This window comes from Chryseobacterium sp. CS3K3.1 (assembly GCF_059515165.1).
Genome location: NZ_JCAKRV010000012.1, coordinates 22,289 through 34,855, shown reverse-complemented (window position 1 = coordinate 34,855; position 12,567 = coordinate 22,289). Strand labels below are relative to the sequence as shown.

General features: G+C 36.4%; 11 protein-coding genes. 7 read left to right on the top strand and 4 right to left on the bottom strand.

Translation table 11 applies throughout. The features are described from left to right. Positions 1–97: 97 nt before the first annotated feature. The 3 genes from AC5YGI_RS12775 (at position 98) to fmt (ending at position 4,658) form a co-directional block, all read left to right on the top strand. Positions 98–1,537, top strand: a complete 1,440-nt coding sequence (locus tag AC5YGI_RS12775; protein WP_202841231.1) for an OmpA family protein — start codon at positions 98–100, stop codon at positions 1,535–1,537. Positions 1,538–1,615: 78 nt separating this feature from the next. Then, positions 1,616–3,523, top strand: coding sequence for a RecQ family ATP-dependent DNA helicase (locus tag AC5YGI_RS12770; RefSeq protein WP_330743100.1), 1,908 nt, complete (start codon positions 1,616–1,618; stop codon positions 3,521–3,523). Between the two features lie 187 nt (positions 3,524–3,710). Next, positions 3,711–4,658 carry a methionyl-tRNA formyltransferase gene (gene fmt, locus AC5YGI_RS12765; RefSeq protein WP_137905590.1) on the top strand — a complete coding sequence of 316 codons (948 nt, stop codon included), beginning with the start codon at positions 3,711–3,713 and terminating at the stop codon, positions 4,656–4,658. 78 nt (positions 4,659–4,736) lie between these two features. On the opposite strand, the gene AC5YGI_RS12760 is transcribed toward fmt, so the two are convergent. The 3 genes from AC5YGI_RS12760 to AC5YGI_RS12750 all read right to left on the bottom strand — a co-directional run bounded on the left by AC5YGI_RS12760 (position 4,737) and on the right by AC5YGI_RS12750 (position 7,615). Further along, positions 4,737–5,318: a Crp/Fnr family transcriptional regulator gene (locus AC5YGI_RS12760; protein ID WP_330743103.1), complete on the bottom strand. Its 582-nt coding sequence runs from the start codon at positions 5,316–5,318 to the stop codon at positions 4,737–4,739. Between the two features lie 103 nt (positions 5,319–5,421). Beyond that, entirely contained in the window at positions 5,422–6,543 is a 1,122-nt protein-coding gene (ribB, locus tag AC5YGI_RS12755) for a 3,4-dihydroxy-2-butanone-4-phosphate synthase (RefSeq protein ID WP_202841239.1), read from the bottom strand. A 67-nt stretch (positions 6,544–6,610) separates the two neighbouring features. Then, entirely contained in the window at positions 6,611–7,615 is a 1,005-nt protein-coding gene (locus AC5YGI_RS12750; protein WP_330743108.1) for an LLM class flavin-dependent oxidoreductase, read from the bottom strand. 186 nt (positions 7,616–7,801) lie between these two features. Here AC5YGI_RS12750 and AC5YGI_RS12745 point away from each other — a divergent pair, with 186 nt between their 5' ends. The 3 genes from AC5YGI_RS12745 to AC5YGI_RS12735 all read left to right on the top strand — a co-directional run bounded on the left by AC5YGI_RS12745 (position 7,802) and on the right by AC5YGI_RS12735 (position 9,707). After that, positions 7,802–8,257: a hypothetical protein gene (locus AC5YGI_RS12745; protein WP_330743109.1), complete on the top strand. Its 456-nt coding sequence runs from the start codon at positions 7,802–7,804 to the stop codon at positions 8,255–8,257. Beyond that, a complete protein-coding gene (locus AC5YGI_RS12740) occupies positions 8,258–8,695 on the top strand; it encodes a hypothetical protein (RefSeq protein ID WP_330743110.1) in 438 nt (145 codons plus the stop codon). Between the two features lie 163 nt (positions 8,696–8,858). Further along, the gene (locus tag AC5YGI_RS12735) at positions 8,859–9,707 is read left to right on the top strand and encodes a M12 family metallopeptidase (protein ID WP_330743112.1); all 849 of its coding nucleotides are present in this window, start codon (positions 8,859–8,861) and stop codon (positions 9,705–9,707) included. Positions 9,708–9,737: 30 nt separating this feature from the next. Here the strand turns inward: AC5YGI_RS12735 and AC5YGI_RS12730 are convergent, their stop codons facing one another. Next, a complete protein-coding gene (locus AC5YGI_RS12730) occupies positions 9,738–11,864 on the bottom strand; it encodes a helix-turn-helix domain-containing protein (RefSeq protein ID WP_330743114.1) in 2,127 nt (708 codons plus the stop codon). 82 nt (positions 11,865–11,946) lie between these two features. On the opposite strand from AC5YGI_RS12730, the gene AC5YGI_RS12725 reads away from it, so the two are divergent. Next, positions 11,947–12,399, top strand: a complete 453-nt coding sequence (locus tag AC5YGI_RS12725; RefSeq protein WP_202841242.1) for a hypothetical protein — start codon at positions 11,947–11,949, stop codon at positions 12,397–12,399. Positions 12,400–12,567 lie beyond the last annotated feature (168 nt).

The window sequence follows — 12,567 nt, the reverse complement described above, 5'->3', positions numbered from 1 at the left end:
TTAGTAATCAGCACGTTTGTTTTGAAAAAAATTAACACAATATCACTTTTTAGCGTAAAAAATCATTTAAAATAACTTAACTTAAAAAAATAACACTATGAAATTAAGTTTAGCAATTGTTGCATTAGCTTTGGCAATTCCTTCTGCCACGTATGCACAAGACTCAACGGCAGTTTCAAAAGGAGAATATCCTAATACATTTTCTTCGGGATCTGCTAATGTTTCCCCATTCACCAATCAATCTAAAAGATTTAACGATTGGTCTATTTCTGCCGGGGTGGGTGTTCCACTTCTTCAGTCTGCGGATTTAACCTCTATCAAAAATGGTAACGGTAAAAACCTTTTTGGATATTCAGCTTATGTAAGTATTGATAAAGCGATTACCCATGCTTTTGGGATCAATTTACAGTATGACAGAGGTGAAACCAGACAAGGATGGTTCAATACTAAAAATTCAGCACCGGATGCAACAGCAGTAGGAGCAAGAACTCAGTATGACGCGATCTCTATCTTAGGAGATATTAACTTTTCCAACCTGTTAAGAAGAGTTGACAACCATTCTCCTTACAGATGGGCACTTCACGGATATGCTGGTATTGGTACTATTGCATACAGAGCCTATCAGAAAGACGGAAGCAACAGACAAAGATTAATGACGGAAATCAAACCTTTCGAATTAGGTTCTATGTTCATGCAGGCTGGTACAGGTCTTAAATTCAAAGTGAACAGAAGAATCGATATTGAAGGTAGATTAATGTATGTAGTAACCGGAGATGATGAATTTGACGGTGGAGGTGATAAATACAGCGCTATCAACAAACGTTCTGAGCAGGTTTCAGACAACTTCTTCAACGCTACTTTAGGTCTTTCTGTTAAACTTGGAAAACATGAATCTCACTTAATGTGGCATGATCCGCTTCAGGAAATCTATTATAAACTTGATGTACTGGCTAACAAAAACCAGGATATTGAAGTATGTAAAAAAGGTGATGCTGATAACGACGGAGTATGCGACGATTGGGACAGACAGCTTGATACTCCTGCAGGGGCAAGAGTGGACGGTGCCGGAGTTGCGCTTGATACTGACTTAGATGGTGTAATTGATCTTTACGATAAGTGTGTAACTGTTCCGGGACCTGTTGAAAATAACGGATGTCCTGTAGCTACAACAGGACCTGTAGTAGAAACAGAAACTAAATTGGAAGGAATTGAGTTTGACCTGAATTCTGACAGAATTTTACCTTCAAATACTCCAATTTTAAATAATGCAGTAAACTATATTAATTCTTCAAATGGTTCTTACAATGTAATCGGAGCTACAGATACAAGAGGTACTGATGCTTACAACCAGAAACTATCTGAAAGAAGAGCAAACAACGTTAAGAACTATCTGATCAAAAACGGTGTTCAGACAGGTAAATTACAGGCAATAGGAAAAGGTGAAAAAGACCTTAAATATCCTGAATGTGAACCGGCAACGAAGTGCCCTGAGTGGAAAAACAGAGCCAACAGAAGAGTATACTTCGAAGCTAAATAATAAACATATTGATATATTATATGAAAGTCACGCCCTGCGTGACTTTTTTTGTCCTAATTCTTTCCTTATTTTTACAACATGATTTCTCCGCAGGATTTTCAAAAGCTAAAATATGATACTCTTAAGTATTTCTGGGGTTATACCGACTTCAGAGATTCTCAGGAAGAAATTATCAATGCTGTTATTAATGAAAAAGACACCCTGGTTCTCTTACCTACAGGAGCAGGAAAGTCTTTATGCTATCAACTACCAGCCTTATTGAAAGAAGGAACCTGCCTTGTTGTTTCTCCTTTGCTGGCATTGATGAAAGACCAGGTGAATCAGCTTAAAGCCCGCGGTATAGAAGCAGAATATCTTTCCTCAGAGTTGGATGAATATGATGCTGAAGCCATTTATGACCGCTGTAAAGAAGGACTTACCAAGCTGCTCTATGTTTCCCCTGAAAGGCTTACCAATACTCAGTTTATTCAAAATATGGAAGAAATACAGCTCTCCTTCATTGCCGTTGATGAAGCGCACTGTATTTCAGAATGGGGACAGGATTTCAGGCCCAGCTACCAGAATATAAAAGGATTCAGAAGTAATAACCCTGAAATTCCCTGCCTTGCCTTGACTGCAACTGCAACTCCGAAAGTGCTGGAAGAAATTAAAAATAAACTGGAACTGAAAAATCCTTTTGTTTTTCAAAAGAGTTTTAAAAGAGAGAACATTAAAATTTTCACAGATGAAGTATCTGATAAATTTCAGCGTGTTTTTGATATTCTAAAATACAGCAATGATTCCGGAATTGTTTACGTAAGAACAAGAAAAGAGGCTGAACTGCTGGCAGAATTTCTAAAGAAAAATCAACTGAAAAATGTAGATTATTTTCATGCCGGCCTCACAACCAAAGAAAAGAATGCAAGACAGAATCTTTGGAATAACAGTGACAATCACGTCCTTATTTCTACCAATGCCTTTGGAATGGGTATTGACAAAGATAATGTCCGTTTTGTCATTCATTATTCTCCCGCTGCATCCCTTGAAAACTATTATCAGGAAATCGGAAGGGCCGGAAGAGATGGAAAAGACAGTTTTGCTTTCATGCTCTGGAACAAACAGGAACTATTGAATTTTGATCAGGTTTTAAAAAACCAGACACCCAACAAAGCTGAGTTTTTGAAAATCGTTAGTTATCTCTACTCTATTTTTCAGGTAGCTGAATTTGAACTTCCGGAAAAGACATTTCAACTGAATCATCTCAGTATACAGAATTTTACAAAACTATCGAAGGCCAAGATCAACAATGTCCTCAATTTTCTGCACAACCAGGAAATTGTCTACTACAATGATAACAAGAGTCTGTCTTCGCTCGAACTTTTTATTAAAGCTGATGAGATTGATCAGCTGCCACAAAAAGATGGCCATTTCATAGAACTCCTTTTCCGTACCCTATCAGGAATTACTACGCATAAAGTGATGTTCAGCGAACAACAGGTCAGCAACAAAATCAATATCAGTGTTCCTTTAATCAAAGAACGTCTGAAAGAGCTTCAGCAAAAGAATTACCTCGAATATATCGACGGGGCATTAGCCAGCATTAAATTCCTGAAACCCCGTGATGAAAGAGCTGTGAACAGCGCTTACTGGAAATTATTTGAACATATTCAGAGGAATAAAATCCAGAAATGGGAAGAGATGAAGTTTTACGTAGAAAATAACGACTATTGTAAAATGAAACTAATTTTAGCCTATTTTGGTGAAAAAAATTCAAAAAACTGCGGCCAGTGTTCGGTCTGCGAAAAAAATAAGCAGTCTATCTTTGGTAAGAATATTTCTCAACAGATCATTAATTTATTAGCTAAAAAGTCAGCTACCATTGAAGAACTGTCTATCCAGCTCAGCTATCATTCCAAAGAAAATATACTGGAGAATCTGATTTTCCTTTTGGATTCAGGAAAGGTAAGAATGCTCAACTTCAGAACATATGCGCTTAATCATGAGTAATGAGTAATGGGTAATAGATAATGGATAATTAGTAATGGTAAACATTGGGTAGAAAGAGAGTATGATGTCATCATTATGATCTCAACCTGCCTAAATCCACTACTCTCAAACGCTCATACTCTAAAACTCTCCTACCTTCAAACCCTGATATTTTCCGACTCTCAGCTCAAAAACTTATCTTTGCAGTATGAAATCATTGAAAGTCGTTTTTTTAGGAACTCCTGAGTTTGCAAAAACCTCTTTGGAGGCCATCCACCAATCTCACCATCAGGTAGTAGGTGTTGTAACTGTTGCTGATAAGGCAAGCGGACGCGGACAGAAAATTCACCAGTCACCGGTAAAAATCTATGCAGAAGAAAATAATATTCCTGTTTTTCAGCCGGAAAAGTTGAGAAACCCTGAATTCCTGGAAGAACTTAGGAAACTGGATGCTGATGTTTTTGTAGTGGTTGCCTTCAGAATGATGCCTAAAGTGCTTTTTGAGATGCCTAAAATGGGAACCTTCAATCTTCATGCTTCATTGCTTCCTGATTACAGGGGTGCTGCACCCATCAATTATGCTGTAATCAACGGAGAAGAAAAAACCGGAGCAACTACATTCTTTATTAATGAAAAAATTGACGAAGGAAATATTCTTCTTCAGCAGGAAATGGAAATTTTACCGGATGAAAATGCCGGAAGCCTTCATGACAGACTCATGGAAATGGGCTCAGGCCTTGTGGTTAAAACATTGGATGGTCTTGCTGAAAATGCTATTGAAGAGAAACCTCAGCCCCATGTAGAACATCCTAAAAATGCTTATAAAATTTTCAAGGAAGATACGAGGATCAATTGGGAACAGCCTTCAAAAACCATTCATCAGTTTATCCTGGGAATGTCTCCTTATCCTGCAGCTTTCACTACTTTAAAGATTGACAACGAAGAAAAAGGACTAAAAATATTCGGGGGTAAGTTTGAACTTGTTGACCACGGAAAACCAGCCGGAACTCTTGATATTTCAAAAAATGAATTTAAAATTTACACTCAGGATGGGATCTACTACCCTCTTGAACTTCAACTGGAAGGTAAAAAAAGAATGATGGTAAAAGATTTTCTGAATGGCTTCCGAAACTTTGACGGAATTATATTAAGCTAAAATAGACTATTATCAAACATAGAAAAGTCCCGAAAGCATGTACAAATAAACTTTCGGGACTTTTTATTTTTTCAGTCATCAGCTTTTACTGACAATTTTCTTTCGGATTCTGCTTATAAATTCCGGAGTTACTCCCAGATATGCTGCAATCTGAATATTCGTTAAACGGTTGGCTGTCTGCGGATAATCTTTTAAAAACTCAACATAGCGTTCATCTGAAGGTTTGCTTAGATTATCAATAATTCTACGCTGTAGGGCAATAATTGATTTTTGAAATTTAAGCCTCATTAATCTTTCAATCTCCGGCATTTCAGCGTACAGTTTTTCTTTGTCTTTTTTGGGAATAAGAAGGATTTCACTATCCTCAAGCGCCTGAATATTGAGTTTAGAGGGAATACGGTTCACAAAACTATCAATATCGGAGATCCACCAGTTTTCGATTCCAAAATACAATATCTGTTCGGCTGCATTATGATGGGTATGAAAAACTTTAAAACATCCGCTTACTACAAACCCTTCAAATTCGCAAATCTCTCCTTCTTTTAAGAGGAATTCTTTTTTCTTTATTTTCCTTAAACTGAAAGCACTGCAGTATTTCTCCAGCTTTTCGTCTGAAATTTCAATATATCCCCGGATGTGTTTTTTTAAAGATTCAGTCATGGTCTAAAAATAAAAAAAGGTTTAGAAAAATCCTAAACCTTATAATTTTGTATTATAAACAGTCAATTAATGTGAAAAGAATTCACTATTGACCATTCATTTTTTATAGTTGTACCATCTCCGTAACCTCTACATCATAGCCTCCAACCTGAGGTTTGATATTAGGGTTTTGAGTGATTACTTTAAACTTGTTGATTCCTAAATTCTTAAGGATTTGCGTTCCGATTCCATAATCTCTGTAGTTGTACGCCAGTGTAGGATGCTGCTCCTGGCCGTCCTGATAGTTCAGGAACTGCTGAAGTTTTCTCAATGTATTTTCAGAATTAGAAACATTGTTGATGAAAATAATAGCTCCTTTTCCAGCCTCATTAACCATATTGGTTACTTTTTCCAACAGAGGTTTCTCCCCATTATTTAATCTTGTCAATACGTCGAAATAAGAATCTGAAGACTGTACTCTTACCAAAACAGGCTCATCTACTGTCCACGTTCCTTTTGTCAATGCAAAGTGGATCTGGTCATTGGAAGTTTCTCTGAAAGCATAAAAATCAAAATCACCATAATGGGTTTTTACTTTTTTCTCTTCAAGTCTCTCTACAAGATTTCCTTTTTTAAGCTGATAATGGATCAGGTCTTCGATAGAAACGATCTTCATATCGTGTTTTTGGGCAAAAGCATGAAGTTCAGGCAAACGGGACATTGTACCATCTTCATTCATGATCTCGCAGATCACACCTCCTTCTTTCAATCCTGCTAAATTCGTAAGATCGATTGCTGCTTCAGTATGTCCGGCTCTTTTCAATACACCTCCTTTCCTTGCACGAAGCGGGAAAATGTGGCCAGGTCTCATAAAATCTGTAGGCTTGGATTTTTCATCCATCAATGCTAAAATTGTTTTTGCTCTGTCACTTGCAGAAATTCCGGTAGATGTTCCGTTACCCAGAAGGTCAACCGATACGGTGAAAGCAGTCTCCTTAGGATCGCTGCTTCTGCTTACCATCACTTCAAGTCCAAGCTCATCACATCTTTTTTCAGGAAGCGGCATACAGATCAGCCCTCTTCCGTGAAGAGCCATAAAATTGATAATTTCCGGCGTTGTCAGTTCTGCCGCGCAAAGAAAATCACCTTCATTTTCTCTGTCTTCATCATCTACTACTATGATTATTTTACCATTTCTAAGGTCTTCGATAGCCTCTGGAATAGTATTTAATTTAATATCTGACATTTTACTTTTTATTTGTGCAAAGATACTCATAAAAATAAGCATCTGCCAATTAATTATGAATGGTTTATTACGCTTTGGATAAAGAGTCTGCAGCCGCTCTGAAAATCTCGTAAGATCTCAATCTTTTCTGATGGTCGTAGATATGTGAATTGATCATCAGCTCATCTACCTGGAACCTTTCCTGGAAATCTTTAAGCTTTTCCTGAATTTCGGCCTGATCTCCGATAAAAGTATATCTCAGTTTCTGCAATACCATAGATTTTTCCATTGGCGACCAGATGTCATCCATATCATCCACCGGTGGAGCAAAAGGTTTTCTGTCGTTTCTTACAATATTGATGAATGCCTGGAATAAAGTGGTGGAAATTTTATGAGCTTCCTCAGAAGTTTCTGCCGCTACCCCATTAACACAGGCAATAATATATGGTTTATCCAGATATTTTGACGGTTCAAAATGTTCTCTGTATATTTTAAAAGCCATTTCCATCTGCTCAGGTGCGAAATGTCCCGCAAAAGCATACGGCAAACCTAGTTCTGCAGCCAGCCATGCACTGTCTGTACTGGATCCCAGAATATAAAGCGGAATATCCAGCCCTTCTCCGGGAATTGCACGCACCATCGCCTCTGAATTTTCTTTGGAGAAATACCTTTGAAGTTCGAGAATCTGTCTTGGAAACTGTTCATTGATGATGGCAGGATTTCTTCCTAAAGCCTGCGCCGTTAAGCCATCTGTTCCGGGAGCTCTTCCTAACCCAAGATCAATTCTTCCGGGAAACAGAGATTCCAGTGTTCCGAACTGTTCTGCAATGATCAGAGAACTGTGGTTAGGAAGCATAATTCCTCCTGAACCTACTCTGATTGTTTTCGTTCCATTGGCAATGAAACCAATTAAAACAGAGGTTGCTGAACTGGCAATACTTTCCATATTGTGGTGTTCCGCCAGCCAGAATCTTTTATAATTTAAATTTTCAGCGTGATTAGCTAGTGATAAGCTGTCCTGAAAAGTATCATGAATGCTTTTACCTTGCTTTACCGGGGCAAGATCTAAAACAGAAATTTCAAAATTTTTCATGTTATGATGTTAATTTTTCTTTAATCTGAAAAACAAGGCAAATTTAAAACATAAAAACTGCATTAGTTACTTTTTGTAATTAATAAAAACAATTGATCAGTTCAGGGAAAAACTATTGGAATAAAAATTTTTTTTAGCTTTATTTTATATATAATATTTGGGTAAATTGCAACATCATTACATGACATGAAAAGAAAAATAATGTATATCGAAAACAAATCCTATGGTCATCACGGACCTGCATGGATTGGTTTTGTAGAATTCTCAAAATCAGGGCAAACTGTTTATTTCGATAACAAGGCACTCAAAAAACTCAAAAGGCCAGGAATCAATGCTAATCATTTTGATATAGAAACGGGAGAAGAATATTGGGTGTCCGGCGTTAAGAAAAATGGTCACAACAGACATCAGTTTGGTGGTGGAAAAATTATGATTGATAAAAACTCTATTAATGACTATCTAAAGCTGGTAGACTTCAACTATATTGATGAAAAGTATTTTGAAATTGTTGAATTTTCCCGTACAGACAAAAACTTATTTAATGAAATAGAAAATACAGAAACTGAATTCAGAGACGAAAGTTATCATGCTACTATTTATGATAACAACCGAAGAAAATTAATCTTAGACACTAAAATTTAAATGAAAAATATTTATTTGCTCCTTTTATCATTCCTTTTAATAAGCTGTTCTTACAATCAATTTTATAAAGACAGAGAGTCTGACAAAACAGATGGTGAAAAAATTCCCATAAAATTTTATTGGGAACTTCGATACGGAAAAAATCCGGATGATATTTATAAGTTATTTGGTGAGAAGTTTTTTAAGGTGACTGATAAAGAAAAACTTGTAAAACTTATGAATACAGTCAATGCAATTGGTCCCGTTGAAGAATATAATCTTGCCAAATGGGAAACAATGGTTGTGAAGGGAAGTAATGCACGGAGTCAATACTTCTTTATGTACAATGTAAAAAGAGGGACTAAGAAAACAGAAGAATCTTTTACTTTAGAGAAGAATAAAGAAGGAGACATAAAAATCGTTGGCTACAGAGTCAATCAAGATATGCTAAACGAATAAAAATAAAAGGGTTTTGAACATTTTCAGAACCTTTTTTATTTTACGGGCTTTCATTTAAGTGATTTTAAAATAAACAATACGAATAAGCACATTTTAACAAAAATAATTCAATAAAAAGAGATATATTTATTATATTCGTATACCAAATTTTAAAAATATTAATATGATCAAAAAAACAAACAGCCTGTTTTATAAGCAGATGCTGACAGGAAAAACTGTCTTTATGAGTTTTCTTATTGCTGCCACATTTTCATCATGTAGTAAAAACAATGAGGAAATTACTTCTGAAGCTCAAACCAATGCATTCAACGCAGAGAATGTAAAAAAAGGACAATTGAACGGCCAGGAAATTACCTATGAAAGAAAAAACGGAATGAATTTTTTCCAGGGCGATATTGTTCTTACCGATAAACAATTATCAGAAGGTAATGAAGTTAATAAAGGCGGTGCCAGCTATTCAAGGTGGCCGAATGGTAAAATTTATTATACTATTGCCAGCAATATGGGTTCCATCAATGTTAATAAAATCAATTCTGCCATCAGCGAGTACAATAACAAAACCAATACACAATGGATCTACCGCACCAACCAGTCTAATTATGTGGAATTTATTTTCGGAAGCTCATCAGGATCTGATGGCTGGGCTCACATCGGATATCAGGGTGGAAAACAAACCATTTCTTTGGATCAGTATATTTCTGTAGGATCAGTTATTCATGAAATGGGGCACACGGTAGGACTTTATCATGAGCATACGCGTAAAGACAGAGATCAATACGTAAAAATTCTGTGGAATAATATTCAAAGCGGACAGTCTTATAATTTCAATATCTATAATTCCGGAACCGATATAGGCCCGTTTAATATTAATTCGGTGATGATGTACTGGCCGACCTCATATTCCAGAAACGGACTGCCTACGATTACCAGAGCTGACAACAGCAATTTTACTTATACCAGAACCGGATTTACCACCGGAGATATCAATACCATCAATGCGATGTATCCTTAATTCTTTTAGAACTCCATAAAAAAAGAACTCCTACGAGTTCTTTTCTTTTTTATAATTATAGTGGTTAATTAAAATCCTGATTTCGTTAAATTCAAAATGATTGGGCAGTGCATTCTTCCACTCGGTTAAAGTTTCGTGTGGATTTTTATAGAATTCATCTTCAAAAGCTTTGATTTTATCCGAAGTAATGACTCTGGCGATGTCCAGCAATCCCTGTTCGGCAAATTTGGCAAGATGCCCAATAACAGTTTCTTTCACCAGCCCTCTTTCCAAGGCAATTTCTCCGATCGTTTTTCCCTGTTCAAACAGCTGGAAGGTTAAAACCTGGGACGGAACTTTAGCAATTTTCAGATTGATTTCCTTATCATTCTTTTCATCTAAAAGTTTCTTTTCAAGAAGATGTATCTCTCTCAGGCTGTTCAGATATTCTTCAATGTCTTCCAGCCAGCTTTTAAATTCTTCGTTGTATTGTTTCAATCCTTTTGCACCTTTTATCTCAGCATAAAATTCTTTCAAAGGATCGAATATTTTATTTCTGGTTTCTGTAAAAAAGAAATTAACCGCACCTTTTGATTTGCTTTCAATTTCGGACCATTCTTCTTTCTGTTCAATAAAATTATTGACTTTCTGGAAAATGATTCGTTCTAATTTTTCAAAAATTTTCCCCAGATTAACCGCTTCATGTTTCAACTGAAGATAAAGCTGTTTGGTTTTAACGTGGTCTATATTCTTGGTGACAATGGAAAGGTTATTCCACTCCTCCACTTCTTTCAAAAACCATGTACAGTCTAATGTTCGCAATACTTTTCTGATGCTGTAATCATATTTTTCCTGATTCAGAATCGCCTCCACATGATCATTGGCAATCGTATCGGTGTGGAAATGCAGAATCCTGTTATCTTTGAAAATAACTTCGGGAGTAATTTTTGATTTTAAAACAATGCCCTCCAGAGTTCTGCAGCGGGATAAGGCCACATACACCTGACCGGCAGTAAAACTTTTCCCGGCATCAATAATCACTTTATCAAACGTTAATCCCTGGCTTTTGTGAATCGTAACCGCCCATGCTAATTTGATGGGAAACTGCTCGAAACTTCCCAACACTTCCTCTTTGATATTTTTATCCGTGTCAAGGAAATATTTTTTCTGTTCCCAGGTTTCTCTTTTGACAACAATTTCTCTTTCACTCTCATCCAGAACAACACGGATTTCATTTTCATCCAACCCGATAATCTCACCCAGTTTTCCGTTAAAATATTTCTTTTCTCCGGAAATATCATTTCGGATAAACATGATCTGAGCTCCAATTTTCAGTTCTAAAAACTGGTCATTTGGAAATTGATTTTCTTTAAAGTCTCCTACCAGTTTAGCTTCATAAATCTGAGGATCTACTTTTATTTCAGCTAATTTTTCCTGATTGATCTCGTCTGCCATTTTGTTGTGAGAACACAGATATACATAAGATTCTTTTCCCATATCAAAGTCAGGATCATATCTTTCATTGAGATGATTAAAATCTATATTATCCACATCGCCGTCACGGATCGCATTCAGAATTTCCAGAAACTCTTCGTCAGATTGTCTGTATACCTTTGTCAGCTCAATGGTGACGATTGGAATTTCTTTAATGGCATGGCTGTCAAAAAAGAAAGGTGAGTTGTAATACATTTTGAGGATATGTTCATCTCTTACCACCGGAGGAAGTTGATACAAATCTCCGATAAAAAGCATCTGTACCCCTCCGAATCTCTGATTATTCCTTCTGATGAATCTCAAAGAGAAATCCATCATATCCAGAACATCAGCCCTCAGCATTGAAACCTCATCGATAATAATGATCTCGACCTCTCTCAGAAGTTTGAGTTTATCTTTACGGTATTTGAAATGAGGCATCAGATCGGCAATATTATTGGCCAAACTGGTATCTATCCTTTCTGTAGTAGGAAGAAAGGTTCTCAACGGCAGCCCAAACATGGAATGGATGGTTACTCCTCCAGCATTAATGGCAGCAATTCCCGTGGGAGCCACTACAATATGCTTTTTCTTGGTACGCCTTACAAAATCATTAAGAAATGTTGTCTTTCCTGTTCCGGCTTTCCCCGTTAAAAAAACACTTCTGTTCGTATATTCTATTAAGTCAAAAAAATGATTATTCATCTTCGTCAAAAATACGGAAATGAATTTGAATTTCTTACCTTGGCATAAGTTTTGAAAATTCTTAAAAAGAAAAAAGTTTATTGTGAAAAAATTATTCTTTCATATCCCGGCAATAGTATTGTGTACTACATTAACTTTAGTTTCGTGTAATACATCAAAGAATGCCAATACCAATCTTCCTGTTGATATTGCAGACAGACCTGCTGACGAAGACAGTCAGAAATATGAACAGGCACAGCTGGATAGATTAAAAGCTTCTATTGAATCTGAAGTATCAGGAGAAAAATGTACGGATGCCAGCGAATGGGCATTTGCTCCCATGGGATCAAAAGCCTGTGGCGGACCTCAGCAATACATTGCCTATCCTAAGAAAAAAGAAGAAGCTTTCCTACAAAGAGTGAATGAGTATACGGATAAAGTGAAAGCTTTTAATGAAAAGTATAATATTACGTCTGACTGTATGATGATCGAGCCACCTACATCACTCAAATGTATCAATGGTAAGATCAGACTTATCACGCCGGACAATAATTAACAATAAAGCAAAGGTTCTATATCAAATCGAAAAAGCTCTGTTTCAGAACAGAGCTTTTATATTTATTTTTAAACAGATCAATGGTGAATTTTGCTCCGCAAGTGGATGGTGAAGTTTTTCAATCCCAAAAAACTGACAAGCGCGGCGAATTGACGATTCACTATTCAC